Origin of the sequence: Halorussus salinisoli (genome assembly GCA_005239435.1) — an archaeon.
Lineage (GTDB): Archaea > Halobacteriota > Halobacteria > Halobacteriales > Haladaptataceae > Halorussus > Halorussus salinisoli.
In genome coordinates, this window is sequence record ML241305.1 from 493,816 (window position 1) to 510,174 (window position 16,359).

The 16,359-nt window shown below is 66.0% G+C and carries 19 protein-coding genes; 11 read left to right on the forward strand and 8 right to left on the reverse strand.

Features of this window, described 5'->3' with window-relative positions:
- Positions 1-20: 20 nt before the first annotated feature.
- Positions 21-857, reverse strand: coding sequence for an endonuclease III domain-containing protein (locus tag E2484_RS02545; RefSeq protein WP_137283649.1), 837 nt, complete (start codon positions 855-857; stop codon positions 21-23).
- A gap of 167 nt (positions 858-1,024) precedes the next feature.
- Entirely contained in the window at positions 1,025-1,369 is a 345-nt protein-coding gene (locus E2484_RS02550; RefSeq protein WP_137283650.1) for a hypothetical protein, read from the reverse strand.
- A 26-nt stretch (positions 1,370-1,395) separates the two neighbouring features.
- On the opposite strand from E2484_RS02550, the gene E2484_RS02555 reads away from it, so the two are divergent.
- Positions 1,396-1,644 (forward strand): hypothetical protein, encoded by a 249-nt coding sequence (locus E2484_RS02555; RefSeq protein ID WP_137283651.1) that lies wholly within the window; start codon positions 1,396-1,398, stop codon positions 1,642-1,644.
- A gap of 132 nt (positions 1,645-1,776) precedes the next feature.
- On the opposite strand, the gene E2484_RS02560 is transcribed toward E2484_RS02555, so the two are convergent.
- Both E2484_RS02560 and E2484_RS02565 read right to left on the reverse strand, forming a co-directional pair.
- On the reverse strand, positions 1,777-2,214 hold the full coding sequence (locus tag E2484_RS02560) for a hypothetical protein (RefSeq protein ID WP_137283652.1): 438 nt from the start codon (positions 2,212-2,214) through the stop codon (positions 1,777-1,779).
- Entirely contained in the window at positions 2,211-2,633 is a 423-nt protein-coding gene (locus E2484_RS02565) for a DUF371 domain-containing protein (protein ID WP_137283653.1), read from the reverse strand. The genes E2484_RS02560 and E2484_RS02565 overlap by 4 nt, the downstream gene beginning before the upstream one ends.
- Positions 2,634-2,786: 153 nt before the next feature.
- Here E2484_RS02565 and E2484_RS02570 point away from each other — a divergent pair, with 153 nt between their 5' ends.
- Both E2484_RS02570 and E2484_RS02575 read left to right on the forward strand, forming a co-directional pair.
- Positions 2,787-3,368, forward strand: coding sequence for a hypothetical protein (locus tag E2484_RS02570; protein ID WP_137283654.1), 582 nt, complete (start codon positions 2,787-2,789; stop codon positions 3,366-3,368).
- Positions 3,365-4,027, forward strand: coding sequence for a hypothetical protein (locus tag E2484_RS02575; protein ID WP_137283655.1), 663 nt, complete (start codon positions 3,365-3,367; stop codon positions 4,025-4,027). Before E2484_RS02570 ends, E2484_RS02575 begins: the two co-directional genes overlap by 4 nt.
- Before the next feature lie 70 nt (positions 4,028-4,097).
- Here E2484_RS02575 and E2484_RS24675 read toward each other — a convergent pair whose 3' ends face one another.
- The gene (locus E2484_RS24675) at positions 4,098-4,250 is read right to left on the reverse strand and encodes a hypothetical protein (RefSeq protein WP_170977213.1); all 153 of its coding nucleotides are present in this window, start codon (positions 4,248-4,250) and stop codon (positions 4,098-4,100) included.
- A gap of 118 nt (positions 4,251-4,368) precedes the next feature.
- On the opposite strand from E2484_RS24675, the gene E2484_RS02580 reads away from it, so the two are divergent.
- Together E2484_RS02580 and E2484_RS02585 are read left to right on the forward strand one after the other, a co-directional pair.
- Positions 4,369-6,255, forward strand: coding sequence for a glycoside hydrolase family 2 protein (locus E2484_RS02580; RefSeq protein ID WP_137283656.1), 1,887 nt, complete (start codon positions 4,369-4,371; stop codon positions 6,253-6,255).
- Between the two features lie 278 nt (positions 6,256-6,533).
- The gene (locus tag E2484_RS02585; protein ID WP_137283657.1) at positions 6,534-7,397 is read left to right on the forward strand and encodes a coiled-coil protein; all 864 of its coding nucleotides are present in this window, start codon (positions 6,534-6,536) and stop codon (positions 7,395-7,397) included.
- Positions 7,398-7,500: 103 nt separating this feature from the next.
- On the opposite strand, the gene E2484_RS02590 is transcribed toward E2484_RS02585, so the two are convergent.
- The gene (locus tag E2484_RS02590; RefSeq protein ID WP_137283658.1) at positions 7,501-7,785 is read right to left on the reverse strand and encodes a GYD domain-containing protein; all 285 of its coding nucleotides are present in this window, start codon (positions 7,783-7,785) and stop codon (positions 7,501-7,503) included.
- Between the two features lie 134 nt (positions 7,786-7,919).
- Here E2484_RS02590 and pyk point away from each other — a divergent pair, with 134 nt between their 5' ends.
- Complete coding sequence (gene pyk / locus E2484_RS02595) at positions 7,920-9,686, forward strand: pyruvate kinase (RefSeq protein WP_137283659.1); 1,767 nt, start codon at positions 7,920-7,922, stop codon at positions 9,684-9,686.
- Between the two features lie 144 nt (positions 9,687-9,830).
- Here pyk and E2484_RS24680 read toward each other — a convergent pair whose 3' ends face one another.
- Positions 9,831-10,001, reverse strand: coding sequence for a DUF7312 domain-containing protein (locus tag E2484_RS24680; protein ID WP_170977214.1), 171 nt, complete (start codon positions 9,999-10,001; stop codon positions 9,831-9,833).
- 249 nt (positions 10,002-10,250) lie between these two features.
- On the opposite strand from E2484_RS24680, the gene E2484_RS02600 reads away from it, so the two are divergent.
- From E2484_RS02600 to E2484_RS02615, 4 genes are all read left to right on the forward strand, one after another.
- Positions 10,251-10,808: an NfeD family protein gene (locus E2484_RS02600; RefSeq protein ID WP_137283660.1), complete on the forward strand. Its 558-nt coding sequence runs from the start codon at positions 10,251-10,253 to the stop codon at positions 10,806-10,808.
- A 70-nt stretch (positions 10,809-10,878) separates the two neighbouring features.
- Entirely contained in the window at positions 10,879-12,036 is a 1,158-nt protein-coding gene (locus E2484_RS02605; RefSeq protein ID WP_137283661.1) for an SPFH domain-containing protein, read from the forward strand.
- A 226-nt stretch (positions 12,037-12,262) separates the two neighbouring features.
- On the forward strand, positions 12,263-12,871 hold the full coding sequence (locus E2484_RS02610) for a winged helix-turn-helix transcriptional regulator (RefSeq protein ID WP_137283662.1): 609 nt from the start codon (positions 12,263-12,265) through the stop codon (positions 12,869-12,871).
- Positions 12,872-12,902: 31 nt separating this feature from the next.
- Positions 12,903-13,775, forward strand: a complete 873-nt coding sequence (locus tag E2484_RS02615; RefSeq protein ID WP_137283663.1) for an NAD-dependent epimerase/dehydratase family protein — start codon at positions 12,903-12,905, stop codon at positions 13,773-13,775.
- A 116-nt stretch (positions 13,776-13,891) separates the two neighbouring features.
- Here the strand turns inward: E2484_RS02615 and E2484_RS02620 are convergent, their stop codons facing one another.
- Positions 13,892-14,134: a DUF7123 family protein gene (locus tag E2484_RS02620; RefSeq protein ID WP_137283664.1), complete on the reverse strand. Its 243-nt coding sequence runs from the start codon at positions 14,132-14,134 to the stop codon at positions 13,892-13,894.
- A 381-nt stretch (positions 14,135-14,515) separates the two neighbouring features.
- On the opposite strand from E2484_RS02620, the gene E2484_RS02625 reads away from it, so the two are divergent.
- Positions 14,516-16,357, forward strand: coding sequence for a flippase-like domain-containing protein (locus E2484_RS02625; protein ID WP_137283665.1), 1,842 nt, complete (start codon positions 14,516-14,518; stop codon positions 16,355-16,357).
- Positions 16,358-16,359 lie beyond the last annotated feature (2 nt).

The window sequence follows — 16,359 nt, forward strand, 5'->3', positions numbered from 1 at the left end:
AAGCGGACGGGGAGGATAGTTCACTCGGCGTCCGCGGGGTCCACGACTGCGCCGGTTTCGACGTTCACGCCGACCCGGTCGCAGAGGTCGGATACGGGGCACTCGTCCAGGCCGTCCAAGCAGGCTGGTCTCCGCGCCGAGCAGTACTCCCGGCCGAACTGGATGCTCGCTGTGTGACCGAACCCGCACTTTTCGGCGGGCACCTCCCGTTCCAGCACGGCCCGGACCGCCTCGTGGTCGGCGTCGGCGGGCGCGATGCCCAAGCGCCGGTAGATGCGGTGGACGTGGGTATCGACCGGGAAGACGCCGGACCGCCCGCCGGAGAACAGCAGCACGCAGTCGGCGGTCTTGGGTCCCACGCCGCCCATGTCGAGCAGGGCGGGGCGGACCTCCTCGGGGTCGGCCTCCCTGACGAACGCGTCGAACTCGGCCGCGCTTCCGTACTCGTCCAGCACTCTCGCCGCGACCGAAGTCAGCACGTCGGCCTTCTGGTTGTAGAGGCCCGCGGGCCGAATCACGTCGGCGAGTTCGTCGCGGTCGGCGTCGGCGAGCGCCACGGCGAGGTCGATTTCCTCGCCGTCTGCCGACCCGTAGCGGTCCATCAGCGCGTCGTGGGCGGGTTGGCTCGCCACGTCGCTGGTGTTCTGGCTCAGAATCGTCCGGACCAGACACTCGAAGGCGTCGCGTCCGCCGTAGGTCTTCTGCCAGTAGAGGCCCCCGAGTCGGTCCACGACCGCCTCGGCGCGAGTGGCCGGTTCTCCGGCGGCGAACTCCGCGAGCGAACTCGCTTCGCCGTCGCCACCGCTGATGTTCTCCGCGGGTTCGGCGTTCTCGGTTGCGTCCGGCTCCTCGCTCATGGTCGAAACTGGGGACGCGAGGAGATTAAAACGGTCGGCTACTCGCCCGGGTCGCCCGCGAGCGCCCGCCACGCCTGCAACCCGTCGCTCGGATGGTCGCCGTACGGTCCCCACGAGTCGGGATAGCGAACGGGAACGACCGTCACGACCAGCGTGAACAGGCAGTTTCAGAACGCCGCGTGGAGCCCGAACCGTGCCCACGCGGCGTCTGCGACCGAAGTGGCGAGCACGAGGACCGAGAGGGCCGCCGTCGTCGCGGCGGGTCCGGCGAGGTGGACGGCGAGTTCCCGCCACCGCCCGTTCGGGAGCGTCTCGTACCGACAGAACCCGTACCACCACCGCCGCCAGCCGCCAAGGCCGAATCTGACCGCGATACGGCCTCTCGTCCACCGCCAGCGTTCGCCACCCACGACGAACGTGGCGCTCCCGTCGGTGAATGCGAGCGTTGCGGCCGCGTGACCGAACTCGTGGGCGAGCGTGAGTGCGGGAACGACGAACAGCCAGACCGCCACTCGTCCCCGAAAGTGGACCGCGAGCAGTGAACGTATCCGGCCGGTCGTCTTCCGGGCCCCCAGTCGGTGGAGGTGAGAATCTCTCTACCCGCTTCGAGGGACTTCTCACCGACCTCGCTTCGAGTCTCCCACTCGATGATTCCGCTTTCCGGTCGGAACGCACCGACGAACTCCCCGGAGACGTCGCTTCCAGAGACGAACAGCAACTCGTCGGTCAGCTCGACGCCCTGCCAGTTGACGTCGAGTTCGGCCTCGAACAGCGTCTCCCCGACTAGAGTCGAACTTCCCGGCGGGGTCGGAGACGGAGTTCTCGGTCGTGGTCGAACCCGAAGATGGAACTCCTAAACACACTTCAAAGAAATGAATATGAGCCTCAAAGGCTCGAATACATTGCTCGTCTCGGCCGATCAACCACCGATGGCGTAGAGGCGGAGCGCGCCGCCGACCGACAGGTGGACGCCCCCGAGCGCGGTGAGGTAGAACCCCGCGGCCGGGACGAACACGCCCAAGAAGCCGTTCGAGAGCAGGGAGAACACCGTGAGCGCCGCGACGAACCCGCCCGCAATCGTCGTCACGACCGCGGCCCGTGGGCCGCCGAGTCCGGGAATCGAGACGGGCGCGAGTTCGACGGGGAGGACGCCGAGGAGGGCAATCGCGGCCGCGAGGAGCGCGAACCAGTCGAGTCCCGCGAAACCCGCGTCCATCCCCGACAGGTGGACGGCCGGGACCCGACCGTCGTAGCCCGGTCGGACCACCAGCCACGGAAGCCACGCACCGACCGCGACGCCCGCGGCCCCGGCGAGCGCGACGACTCTCGCCACGACCGCCCACGTCTGTCGGTTCATTCGCCGCGTTCGACCGTCAGCGTCACGGTCAGGTCGGCCCCCTCGGCGAGCGCCGCGACCAACTCCCCGTCGAACCCCTCTGCGGCGAACTCGGCACCGACGAGAACCGTACGGTCGTCCACGTAGTCGCTGGTCCGGCCCACGGCGCTCCGGTCGTTCTCGAAGGTCAGGTCCGGGTCGCCTCGGCCCGTGACCGTCTCGCGGTGGCCGTCGGCCTCGAACGTGGCGGTGATGGTCGCGTCCGCGTGCTGGCAGGCCGCGACGAACTCGGTGTCGAAGTCGGCCGGGGCGCGGTCGGCCTCGATACCGAGGATGCAGTCGCCCGCGGGCGTCAGGTAGTCGTCGGTCGTCACCTCGAACGTGCTGGCGTGGGCGGCCGAGACGTTCTCGTGGCCCTGCGCGTGAATGACCTCTTTCATGGACGTTTGTTCCGACAGCAGGCACTTGAACCGCCGGAAATCCATCGAGACCGTTGCTCCGCTGGCCGACAGCTTCGACACGTCACCAGGATTTCCAATCCGTATCGTTTTGTTGGGAGGCGTCGTTCTCTCGTCGCGCATCAGGTGACGACCGTGCCACAACTCCAACCCGAGCGATTCGTCCGAGACGGTCGGGCTAACGCGGCGCTCGCGTGGGTCGTCGTCGGGAGTCTCGCGGTGACTGCACTCGATAGTCTCGCGTCGTTCCGACTCGTCGCCGCCGCGATGGCGCTCCTGTTCGCCGGCGTGGCGGCCGTTCCGACGTTCGTCGAAGGCGACTGGGCCCGCACGTATCCGTGGGGGCTTCTGGCTATCAGCGCCTCGCCAGCGTTCGTCAGGGCGTACGGGTCGGGCGTCGCCGTGACGTTCGCGGTGTTCGTCGGCGTGGCGACGCTGGCGCTGGTGGCGGTCCTCGACGTACATCTCCTGACCGACGTTCGACTCTCGACGGCGTTCACGACCTTCTTCGTCGTCGTGGCGACGATGGGACTGACCGGGTTCTGGGCCGTGTTCCAGTGGACGCTCGACTCGAGTTTCGACAGTGGCTTTCTCGACACCAACGAACAGTTGATGTGGGGGTTCGTGACCGCGACGGTCGCAGGAGTCCTCAGCGCGCTCGTCTTCGAGCGATACCTGCTCGGTGCGACGGTCGAATCCGAGGAGGCGGTCGAATGACGGTGCGCCAGCGATTCGCTCTCGGGAAGTCCCGCCAGCGCCAGTTGGTCCGCGCGATGGAACTCGCTCTCGTCGCCATCCTCGCCGTCGGACTCTGGCATCGGAACCTCGGCGTCGTCGTCAACGCGGTGGTCGGAGTCGCGGTCACGCAACTCCCGGCGATTCTGGAGCGCGACTACGGACTCACGCTCGGCGTCGGACTCACCCTCTGGATAACCGCCGCGGTGTTCCTCCACGCGCTCGGAACGGTCCCGCTTCCGGGCATCGACGCGAGTCTCTACCAGTCGCTCTGGTGGTGGGACCACGTCACCCACACGCTCTCGTCGTCGGTCGTCGCCGCCGCCGGGTACGCTGGCGCTCGCGCGGTGGACGAGCACTCGGTGGACGTGGACCTCACGCCGGAGTTCCTGTTCGTCTACCTCCTGTTGTTCGTGATGGCGTTCGGCGTCTTCTGGGAACTCGTGGAGTTCTTTACGGGGTTGGCGGCGGCCGCGCTCGGCGTTCCCGGCATCCTCACGCAGTACGGTCTCGACGACACGATGCTCGACCTCGTGTTCGACTCGGCGGGCGCGCTCGTCGTCGCAGTGCTTGGGACCGCAGTGCTGTCCGGGTTCGCCGAACAACTCGCGGGACTGCTGGAGGCGCGGTCGGAAGACTGACCGAAGGTGGGAGGACTGACCGCCGGGGACTGCCGAGGACGCCGTGGAGGGTTCGGGCGGCGTTCGGCGCTTATCGAACCACGGTCACCGTGACTGCGCCGCAGGCGCACTCGTAGGCGCAGCGCTCGCCCGCCTCCGTCGTCATCCGGAGCATCAACTCGTTCTCACCGAGCGTGCGCTGGCAGTTGCGCGCGTCGCAGACACACCGCAGGTCTTCGAGCATACCAGACGGTTGTCCCGCCATCCTACTTAAATTGAGCCAAGGCCGGAGTGAAAGTGAAAGTGAAAGTGGTGCGCCGCGGGACGTAAAACCTATCTGGTGTGGGTTTAGTTCCCCCTGTATGTCTCTGACCGACTGGACGGGTGCGGCAGTCGAACCGTCCGCGGGCGACGGTCCGCCGTCCCCCGAGGAGTGGCACCCCGTCGAGGTCCCGGGCCGCCCCGAGCGGTTCGCCGACGCCGACGCCGTGGCCTACCGAACCGAGTTCTCCGACCCCCGCGACGCCGACGAGCGCGCGACCCTCGAACTCCGGGGGCTGTTCGCCCACGCCCGCATCTGGCTGAACGGCGAGTCGCTCGGCGAACACGACGCCTACTTCGTCCCCGCACGGTACGAACTCGACCTCGACGCCGAGAACGAGTTGGTCGTAGAGTGCCGCGCACCCGAGACGTTCGGCGGAGTCTACGCGACCGACCGAGTGCCCGACGAGTGCGCGGTCCCCGGCATCTGGTGGGCCGCCGACCTCGAAACCCATCCCGATACGTTCATCGACGCGCTCTCGCTGACGCCGCGACGAACCGACGACGGGGCGGTCATCGACGCCGAGTTGACGGTCGAAGCGGGCGAGTCGCTCGACGACCGCGTCTCGCTATCGGTGCGCCCGCAGGGGTTCCGCGGCGGCGGCGTGATGGAGCGCGCCCGAATCGAGGCCGACGCCGGAGAGCGAGCGACCGTCGAGAAGCGCCTCGAACTCCGAGACCCGGCCTACTGGTGGCCCGCCGGGCACGGTCCCCAGCACCGATACGCGGTCCGGGCGAGACTCGGCGACTCCGAACGGGTCGTGAAGACCGGCCTCTCGGACGTTCGACGCGGCGAGGACGGACTACTCGTCAACGGCCAACAGGTCCGAGCGCGCGGGTTCTCGCTCCTCCCCACGGGCGACCCGACGTGGGACGTAGAGCGGGCCGCCAACGCGAACGCCAACTTCGTCCGGGCGTACGGCCACGTCCCGCCCGCGGAGTTCTACGAGGCCGCCGCCGAGGCGGGACTGTTGGTCTGGCAGGACCTCCCGCTCGTCGGTTCAGACGGGTCCGGCGAGTCGGCCGGAAGCGACGCCGACCGCGCGACCGAGTTGGCCGGAACCCTCTCGACGTCGGTCGAACGCCACCCCTGCGTGGCCGCGTTCGGCGTCCGGTCCGACCCGACCGACCACCTCGCGGGCGTCGGCCCGTCCCGACTCGCTCGCTACAAGGTTCGGTGGCGGGCGTGGCGCGCGGGCTACGACGCCGCCGCGGACCGCGATCTCGCCGAGGCGTTCCCCGACGACGCGGTGGTGTTCCCCGTCTCTGGCGCGCCGGGTATCGACCCCGACGCCGCCCACGTCTATCCCGGGTGGGACTACGGAGACGAGAGCGACGCCGAGTGGGTTCTCGACAGGTACGACTGCGACGGCGCGGTCGGCGGATTCGGTGCGGGGTCGCTCACCGCGGAGGACGGCCACGACGCCGCCGGATTCGACGCCGACGCCCACGACGCCTACGTCGAGTCCAGCGACGGCGATTCCGCGGTCGAAGCCTCGCAGGCGTATCAGACCCGCGTCCTCAAGAGCGTGACCGAGACGCTCCGCCGCCGGGGGACCGGTCTGCTGGCGGCCGACGCGCTCCGGGACGCCGACGCCGGGGCTGGCATGGGCGTACTGTCGGCCGACGGGAGCGAGAAGGCCGGCTACGAGGCGATGGCGGCCTCGCTGGAACCCGTGCAAGTCGTCCTCGACGCCTATCCGGCGGGCGGGGAGACGCGAGAGTTGACGGTCCTCAACGACACGCCCGAAACCGTGTCGGGTACGGTCTCGTGGTCCGCGGGCGACCGAACCGGCGGGACCGACGTGGAGGTCGAACCATACGGCCGCGAAGGCGCCGGAAACATGACCGTCCCGGCCGACGCCGAGTCGGTCGAAATGTCCTTCGGGCGGGCCGACGGGGCCGTCCGAAACGTCTACCGGCTGTAGCCCCAAGCCAGGTTTATAACCCACCGAAGAGTGTGGGAAGGCCTTACACGGGCGTTAGCGGGCGTGTGAACGGTTTTCACGCCTCGAACCGACGCAACATTTATATAGCCACAGCCAATATTTGCAGATACCAGAACGCCACGAGCGTTCGGCAAGCATCGCGCGACAAATGACATGGGACTATTGTCACCGGTCGATTGCCAGTTGTAGACAGCAGTTGCTGTCGTTTACTGGAACGCCGAACGCCGAGGCGGGCATGGAATCGAGGTTAAATTAGCATGGTAAGTGTAACAGAAGAGGAACTTCAGAACAAGTCGAAAGGCGAACTAATCAAACTTGCAGGACAGCTCCGAGACCGACGAAACGAGCTGAACCAGAAGGCCAGCAAGCGCGCGTCCAAGCGCGACGACCTGAACGCGAAGACCCGCGAGAAGGTCGACGAGGCCCAGGAGCACCGCGAGAAGCGCGACGAGCTCAACGAGCAGGTTCAGGAACACAAGGAGAGCCGCAACGAGCTCAACGCGAAGGCCAACGAACTGTTCGACGAGGTCGAGCAGAAGAAGTCCGACCTCGAACTCGACGAGGGCAAGGACATCGAGGAACTCGAATCCGAAATCGAGGACCTCGAATTCAAGCAACAGACCGAGGTCCTCTCCACCGAGGAGGAGCGCGAACTCATCGAGAAAATCGAGGACAAGCGCGAGAAGCTCCAGGCCCGGAAGGAGAAGCTCGAAGAGAGCGAAGACCTCGAAGCACTCGTCGAGGAAGCAGAAGAGGTCCGCGCCGAAGCGAGCCGTCACCACGAGAAGGTCACGGAACTCGCGGACAAGGCCCAAGAGCATCACAACCAGATGATCGAGGCCTACCGCGAAGCCGACGAGATCCGCGACGAGGCCGACGAGATGCACGAGAGTTTCGTCGAGGCCCAGGAAGCGGCCGACCAGCACCACGAGGACTTCGTGCGCGTCCAGAAGCGCCTGCGCGAACTCGACAAGCAGGAAGAGGAAGAGCGCAAGTCCGAGAAGGAGAAGGAGCGCGAAGAGGCCAAGGAAGAGGCCGAGGAGATCTACCAGCAGTTCAAGGACGGCGAGACCCTCGACACCGAGGACCTCATGAAGCTCCAGAAGACGGGTCTGCTGTAAGCGTTCTGTACTTCTGCGGCACTAGTTTCTCAGTTCTTCAGTCGCGGATAGCCGAGGCTTCGTCGTTCTCGAAGGAGACTGCGGAAAACCGAGCGCGAACGAGTCAGAGGTCGTCGACGACCTGCGCCAGTTCCTCCGTCGGGATTATCTCCATCGTCTGGGCGTTCAGCCCGTGGCGCTCGAGCGCGACTCCGGCCTGATACGCCGCGTCGCGGTCGGGAGCCTCCATGACGACGAGGAAGTCGTACTCGCCGAGGATGGCGTAGGTGTGTTTCAGGTCGGCGTTCTGGTCTTCGAGGTCCGACCGGATGTCCCCCCAGACCGACGTGAGTTCCTGCACGTTCTGAAAGTCCGTCCGCACGTCCACGAGGGAGGCGTATTCTGGCATATCTGTTCTCTTCGAGAGCGGTACAATAAGGGGTTGTGGCTAGTGGAACGACCCGTAATCAGAACAACTCGGAAGCGAGTGAATCTCGGTGCGTTCACCGGGGGTTTTTGGCCCGGTCGGACTTATCCGGACCCATGAGAAACGCGAAAATCGTCTGTACGTTGGGACCGGCCTCCGACTCCCGACGCACGATCCGGGAGTTGGCCGACGCTGGAATGGCGGTCGCCCGACTCAACGCCAGTCACGGGACGCGAGAGGACCGCGCCGAACTCATCGACCACATCCGAGAGGTGGACGAGACGACGGCCGACCCGCTCGCGGTGATGGTCGACCTCCAGGGGCCGGAAATCCGAACTGCGGAGGTCGAGGAACCGATTCACCTCGACACCGGTTCGACCGTCCGATTCGTGAAAGGCGACACCGCTACGCCCGAGGAGGTCGGACTGAGTTACTCCATCAACAACGTCGAACCCGGCGACAAGGTGCTGTTGGACGACGGTCGCATCGAGACGACCGTCGAGGAGGTAGAGGAGGGGCCAGACGGTGACGGCGGAGTGGTCGTCGCCCACGTCGAGAGCGGCGGCGACCTGAGCAGTCGGAAAGGCGTCAACGTCCCCGGCGTGGACCTCGACCTCGACGTGGTGACGGAGAAAGACCGTAAAGACCTCGAACTCGCCGCCAAGAAGGACGCCGACTTCGTAGCCGCGAGTTTCGTCCGGAGCGCCGAGGACGTGCTGGCGGTCAACGAAGTGCTGGAGGAGTTGGGCGCGGACATCCCCATCGTCGCCAAGATAGAGCGCAGGGGCGCGGTGGAGAACCTGGACGAAATCGTGGACGCCGCCTACGGCGTAATGGTCGCACGCGGCGACCTCGGTGTCGAGTGCCCGCTCGAAGACGTGCCGATGATCCAGAAGCGCATCATCCGGAAGTGCCAACAGACCGGCACGCCTGTCATCACCGCGACCGAGATGCTGGATTCGATGGTTCACGCCCGCAGGCCCACGCGCGCGGAGGCCTCCGACGTGGCGAACGCGGTGCTAGACGGCACCGACGCGGTGATGCTGTCGGGCGAGACGGCCATCGGCGACGACCCGGTGCGAGTCGTCGACACGATGGACCGCATCGTCCGCGAGGTCGAGATGAGCGGCGAGTACGACGAAATCCGCGAACAGCGCGTCCCGGCGGCCGAGGACGCCCGGACCGACGCACTGGCGCGGTCGGCCCGCTACCTCGCCCGCGACATCGGCGCGTCGGCCATCGTCGCAGCGAGCGAATCCGGATACACCGCGCTGAAGGTGGCGAAGTTCCGACCGCAGGTCCCGGTCGTCGCTACCACGCCCAACGACGAGGTGCGCCGCCAACTGGCGCTGTCGTGGGGCGTCAACGCCCAGTACACGCCGTTGTCCTCGGGCGTCGATAACGTCATCGAGGACGCCGTGCAGGCCGCACTCGACGCCGACGTGGCCAACAGCGGCGACACCGTGGTCGTCCTCTCCGGTATGATGTCGGAACTGGAGGGCACGTCCACGACGAACACGCTCAAGGTCCACGTCGCGGCCGAGACGATTGCGACCGGTCGAAGCGTCGTCCGGGGTCGCATCGCCGGACCCGTCGTCCGGACCGAAGACGGCGACCTCTCGGACGTGTCAGACGGGTCGGTGCTGGCCATCGACCCCGAGTTCGACGGCGAGTTCACCGGCGACCCCTCGAAACTCGTCGGCATCGTGGACGCCCGGCCGGGGATGACCGGCTACCCCGCGATGGTCGCGCGGGAACTCGACATCCCGATGGTGAGCGGCGCGCCGCTCGACCCCACCGTCCGGGACGGCGACGTGGTGACCCTCGACGCCGAACGCGGGGTCGTCTACGACGGTGACGTGACCCACGCCGAACGGTCGTAGACGAACGTCACGGCCGAGTCCAGAAACGTACACGACTGTTAGAACAATAAATATAGTAATCAAACAAAGAGTTTCGTTTCTCTCCGTGCGAAGACGTGACGGTGCGGTCGACCGAAACGGGCCGAGGAGCGCGACGCGAAGGCCTCACCCGGCGAGGAGGACGATGCGAGCGAAGACGAACAGCATCGTTCCGACGCCGAGGGCGACGAAGAAGGCGTTCTCGACCGACGGCGACCCCGGTTCTAGCGGGTCCGGTTCCTCGGGTTCGTAGCCGTCTTCGCCTACTTCGTCAGTCTCGTACTTCCAGTCCGACATGGCCGGACGTACGCGCCCCATCGGCAAAAGGGTTGGCTACGGCAGGGAGCGACGAACGAGCTCATCGGTGACAACGGACGGCAGCGGTTCAGCAAGGGTGTTTAGAAAGCCCCGGCCCATTCGTCCCACTCACGGTAGACTGGTCGGCGGAGCGAAACCCGTGGACTGGTCGACTTGCCATCGCGTATCGGGCCACTCCCCGTACGCGGACTGCAAAACGTTAACCCGTCTGAATTCTAAGACGTAGACATGGCACCGCTGTTGGACTCGCTCCCGCTGTTGCTCCTCGTCGCCGGCATCGGTCTCGCTATCGCCGAGGCGCTGATTCCGGGCGCGCACTTCATCGTCCTCGGCGTCGCGCTCGCGCTCGCGGGACTCGTCGGAGTGCTGTTGGGACCGGCCGCCTCGCCGCTCGTGCTGGCCGCGCTGGTCCTCGGTTTCGGTGCGGCCTCGCTGTACGCCTACCGGGAGTTGGACCTCTACGGCGGGAAGGGCGTCGCGCGGACCCGCGATTCCGACTCGCTGAAGGGCCAGACCGGCCGAGTCACCGAACGAGTCTCGCCACAGGACGGACAGATAAAGCTCCACGAAGGCGGCTTCAACCCCTACTACGCCGCGCGGAGCGTCCGCGACGAGATTCCGGAGGGCGCGGAGGTCATGGTCGTCGACCCTGGCGGGGGCAACGTCGTCACGGTCGAGGCCTTAGAGGCCATCGAAGACCCCATCGACCGCGAGTTGCGCGAGGGGCGACAGAGCGTCGAGACCGACCCCGAGGGTGAACGCGAGACGGACACAGAAGGCACCTGATAAAATTTCGGCGTTCGAGAGGCGACGGTGAGGGGAACGCTTAACATTCGTTCTTGCTAACAGTCCAAGTATGTTGGTTCCACTACAGGCCGCCCCCGTAGGTGGCTTCACAGTAGTCGCTCTGTTGGTTCTCGCACTGGCCGTCATCACCATCTGGCAGTCGGTCGAAATCGTAGACGCGACCGAGAAGCGCGCGCTGACGGTGTTCGGCGAGTACCGAAAGCTCCTCGAACCCGGTATCAACTTCGTGCCGCCGTTCGTGAGCGCGACCCACCGCTTCGACATGCGGACCCAGACGCTGGACGTGCCCCGGCAGGAGGCCATCACCCGCGACAACTCGCCGGTGACCGCCGACGCCGTGGTATACATCAAAGTGATGGACGCCAAGAAGGCCTTCCTCGAAGTCGAGGACTACAAGCGCGCCGTCTCCAACCTCGCCCAGACCACCCTGCGGGCCGTGCTGGGCGACATGGAACTCGACGACACGCTCAACAAGCGCCAGGAGATAAACGCCAAAATCCGGCGCGAACTCGACGAACCCACCGACGAGTGGGGGATTCGCGTCGAGAGCGTCGAAGTTCGGGAAGTCAACCCGAGCAAGGACGTCCAGCAGGCGATGGAGCAACAGACCTCCGCCGAGCGTAAACGCCGCGCCATGATTCTGGAAGCGCAGGGTGAGCGCCGGAGCGCCATCGAGACCGCCGAAGGTGACAAGCAGTCGAACATCATCCGAGCCCAGGGTGAGAAGCAGAGCCAGATTCTGGAAGCCCAGGGTGACGCGGTTTCGACCGTCCTGCGCGCCAAGTCCGCCGAGTCGATGGGCGAGCGCGCGGTCATCGACAAGGGCATGGAGACCCTCGAATCCATCGGTCAGGGCGAGTCCACGACCTTCGTCCTGCCCCAGGAACTATCGTCGCTGGTCGGCCGGTACGGCAAGCACCTGACCGGCAGCGACGTGGAGACCGATGGCGAGCAACTCGACAGCCTCGATTTCGACGCCGAGACCCGCGAACTCATCGGTCTCGACAACATCGAGGAGATTCTGGGCCAGATCGACGAGGAGGCCGAGATGGACGTGGAAGCGATGGAGAAGGAGGCCCAGGCCATCAAGGAGGGCGAAGACCCCGCGAACATCAAGAGCGCCGACGAGGTCATCCAGGAGATGGACGAGGAGGACCCCGACCTGGAAGACGTGCAGGCCGAGATGGACGCCGAGCTGGAGAAGTGAGTCGAACCGCCGTTCGGTTTCTTTCTGCGTCACGGTACCGCCGATTCGTGACACCGCGAGCCGTGACCAACTGTTATAAATTAGTTCACCTATATTGAAATAGGTCGCCTCGAGTCGCCGCGAGTACGCTCGTAGCGCGCGCTCCGGGTGAACGCCGACCACTCGGGCGTGTGACGCTCCCCCAAACGAAGGTATTTTAGGTGTCGATGATGACCTATATACGTAGATGGTTGAGCGCTCCGAAGTGGATGAAAATAAGCGGGCGACCCTCCGCCGGTTCGCGGTCTTGGGGGCCGCGACACCGCTCGCCAAGTTCGGCGGCGACGACGGCGGCGAGAGCGAGGCCCGCGACGCCATCGCGGGTTACGTCGCAACCACGCCGGGCGCGCACTTCTCGAAGATCCGCGACGACCTCAAACTGGGAACCGGTGAAGCACAGCACCACCTCAGACAGTTGCTCGAAGCCAAGGTGGTCGAGAGTCGCCGCGACGGCGACTACCGGCGGTTCTATCCGGCCGAGCAGTTCGCCCCGTTCGAGCAAGTCGCACTGGGGTATCTCCGCAGGGATACGCCGCGCGGGATGCTCATCGAGTTGCTGCGCGACCCCGACGCGACGGGTAGCGACCTCGCGGAGGCACTGGACGTGTCGAGACCGACCGTAAGCAAGTACGCCGCCAGCCTCGAAGAGGCGGGCCTGCTCGACCGCGAGGACGGCTACTCGGTCCGAAAGCCGGAGACGGTCATCACGCTTCTGGTCCGGTACGCCGACTCGTTCGGCGAGGAGGCAGCGACGTTCGCCGCACAGGCCGACGGCTTCATCTCGTTCGACCCGTAGCTTTTCGGTCGCCCGCACACCGTCTCTCTTCATGGACACCGTCGCAGTAACCGGTGGTAACGGCGAGTTAGGCTCCGCCTTGCTCTCGGCGCTCCGAGAGCGGGGCTACCGGACCGTCAATCTGAGTCGCGGGAAGCCCGACGACGGGATTGCAGACAGGTACCTCCGGACCGACCTGCTCGACCCGGGCGAGGTGTACGGGTCGCTGGCCCGGGCCGACCCCGACGCCGTAGCCCACTTCGGGACGATTCCCCGCCCCGACCGGACTCCCGGCCACGTCACCTTCCGGAGCAACGCCCAGACGCCGTACCACGTTCTGGAGGCCGCCGAGGCCCTCGACGTCGAGACGGTGGTTCTCGCGTCTAGCCTCTCGGCGATGGGCGGGGGTTTCGAGGACGAGGTGGGCGTGCGCTATCTGCCCGTAGACGAGGACCATCCCCTGACCCCGAGCAATCCCTACGGTCTCGGCAAGCAGGTCGCCGAGGTGGTCGCCGACGGGTTCGGGCGGCGCGAGCGAGCGCCGACGACGATTGCCTCGCTCCGATTTCCGCTCGTCACGACCGACGAACACCTCCGGACGGTCTTCGCCGAGGCGGACCGGACGCCCGAGGCCGTGCGAGACGCTGGCTTCTTCGAGAAAGCCCGTAAGACGCTGTTCGCGTACCTCCACCGAGGCGACGCGGTAGCACTCACGATTCGGGCGCTGGAGGCCGACTTCGCGGGTCACGAGGTGTTCTTCGGGGCGGCCAGCGATACGACCGTGGACGCGCCGAGTTCCGAGTTAGTGGACCACTACGACGCCGAGCTCCGAAACTCGTTCGAGGGGTACGAGAGCCTAATCGACGGAGGGAAGGCGGAGTCGATGCTCGACTGGTCGCCCGAGCAGTCGTGGCGAGAACTCTGACGGGGTAGCAGGCGGAACGGAGACGAAAAACGAGGACCGAAGGACGGCGAAAGCGAGAAACCCCTCCCCGAGCGCGTGCCAGCAACTGCGTCGCGTTCGGGAGCGTCGTCCCGGGTTCAGACCGTGACCTTCCACGTCGTGGAAGAGGAGTAGCCCCACTTCTCCACGTCCACGTCGAACTCGCCCTCGGCGATGGCGGTCATGTTCGCACCGACTTCCTTGGCGGTCATGCCCAGTTCCTCGCCGATGAGTCGGGACTTGAAGTAGGTCTTCATCTGGCCCTTCTCGCGGAGGAACTGGAGGATGCGCTGTTGTTTGTCGGTCAGGGTGGTCGTGCCAGCAGTTGCGGTCGTGCTCATGACGTACTTCTCACTTGGACGGAAACCGCCTTAGGGGATTTGGTACGTGGAGTTAACACGCTTCCCTCTTGCGTTTTCATAGCTGTTCTACTTGAACTAAAGGACCCCCAAGGGGCCTGTTGGTACAGCTGGTTAATCGAGAGTTTCGAGTGACGATACCTGGCCGTCGCCGCGGGTCGGTCGACGGAACGTCCGGTGTGACTACGGGCCGCGTCGGGGAGTAATCCGAGATTACCGAGCGTAACGACGCCACGTCTCGTCTCCACGAGGCGTTTTCGGCGTGAATTCGGGTAAACGACGCCGCAAGGCGGAGCCTAGACACCTAAGACTACCGGAACGGAGCAGAAGGTACTTAGGCGGCCGCGAAGACTCTCTTTGATAATGAGCGGTCGTACAGTCGAAGTGAGCGTCGTCCTTCCTGCCTACAACGAGGAGGCGACCATCGAGAACACGGTGGAGACGACGCTCGCCACGTTAGGCGAGTTTCTTCCCGAGGGGACGTTCGAAGTCATCGTCGCCGAGGACGGGTGCGAGGACCGTACGCCCGAAATCGCCGACAGGATGGCCGCAGAGGACGAGCGAGTACGCCACTACCACAGCGACGAGCGACTGGGCCGAGGGGGTGCATTGAATCGCGCGTTCGAGGCCGCCGACGGCGATACGCTGGTGTACTTCGACACGGACCTCGCTACCGACATGAAGCACCTCGAGGAACTAGTCGAGAGCGTCCGGTCGGGGGGGTACGACTTCGCCACCGGGTCGCGCTGGATGCCGGGCGAGACGGCCGACCGGCCCGCCAAGCGTGACGTGGCGAGTCGGGGGTTCAACGGCCTGACTCGGAGCTTTCTCGGGTCGGAGATGCGCGACCACCAGTGTGGATTCAAGGCGTTCGACCGGGCCGCCCTCTTCGACGTGCTGGACGACGTCGAGGACGAACACTGGTTCTGGGACACCGAGGTCCTCGTGCGCGCACAGCGCCGGGGCTACGACGTCAAAGAGTTCGCGGTGGACTGGGAACCGAAGGGCGACTCGAAGGTGGACATCGTCCGTGACGTGTTCGGCATGGGGAGCCAGATCATGCGGTGCTGGTGGGAGTTCAGCGTTCAACCGCACATCACCAAGCGCGTCTCCATCGTGGCCGGTATCTTCCTGACCATCGTCGCGGTTCTCCTGATGGGCAGGTACCTCCCGCTCGGCGAGGTCTTAGAGCAGATGAGCCGTGCCGACCCCGCGTTGGTCGGTCTCGCCGCGCTCGTCTACCTGATTTCGTGGCCCCTGCGCGGCACCCGGTACAGGGACATCCTCGAAGAACTGGGCTACACCGAGGACGCGGGCTTCCTGACGGGGGCCATCTTCGTGAGTCAGACGGGCAATCTCGTGTTCCCGGCCCGCGCGGGCGACGCCGTGCGCGCCTACGTCGTGAAGGCCCGGCGCTCGATTCCGTATCCGACGGGGTTCGCCTCGCTGGCGGTCGAGCGCGTCTTCGACCTGTTGACCATCACCACGCTCGCGGGCGTGGTCCTCGTCGGCCTCGCGGTGACGGGGACGACATCGGGTCTCGAATCGACGCTACTGGGGTCGGGTCCCGCAGGGAGCGAAGTCGGGAGTAGCGGACAGACCGCGGTGTACGTCGCGGGCGGGGTCGGTCTCGCGGCCATCCTGGCCGTCGTGGTCATCGTCGCCAGCGCCCGGTCGGACCGCAACTTCGTCCGCGGGGCCGTCTCCGGACTGAGCAACGACTCGTACGCCGACTACGTGGCGGGCGTCATCGAGCGATTCACCGGCGACGTCCAGACGGTCGCGGGCAATCGAAGCGCCTTCCTCACGGTCGGCGCGAGCAGTCTCGTCATCTGGACGCTCGACGTGGTGACGGCCCTCCTCGTGCTGACCGCGTTCCCGAACGTCTCGCTCTCGCTCGTGATGCTCGTCGCGGTGTGTTTCTTCGCGGTCAGCGTGGGCAACCTCGCCAAGGTCCTGCCGCTGTCGCCCGGCGGCGTCGGTCTCTACGAGGGCGCGTTCACCCTGCTCGTCGTCGGCCTGACGCCGCTCTCGCCCGCCGTCGCGCTCGGCGCGGCCATCCTCGACCACGCCGTCAAGAACGTCGTCACGCTGGTCGGCGGCGTGGTCTCGATGTTCGTGTTGAACGTCTCGCTGACGACCGCAGTCGAGGAGAGCAGGGACGCACGGACCGTCGCCGACTCGGCGGAACCGACCGACGACTGACG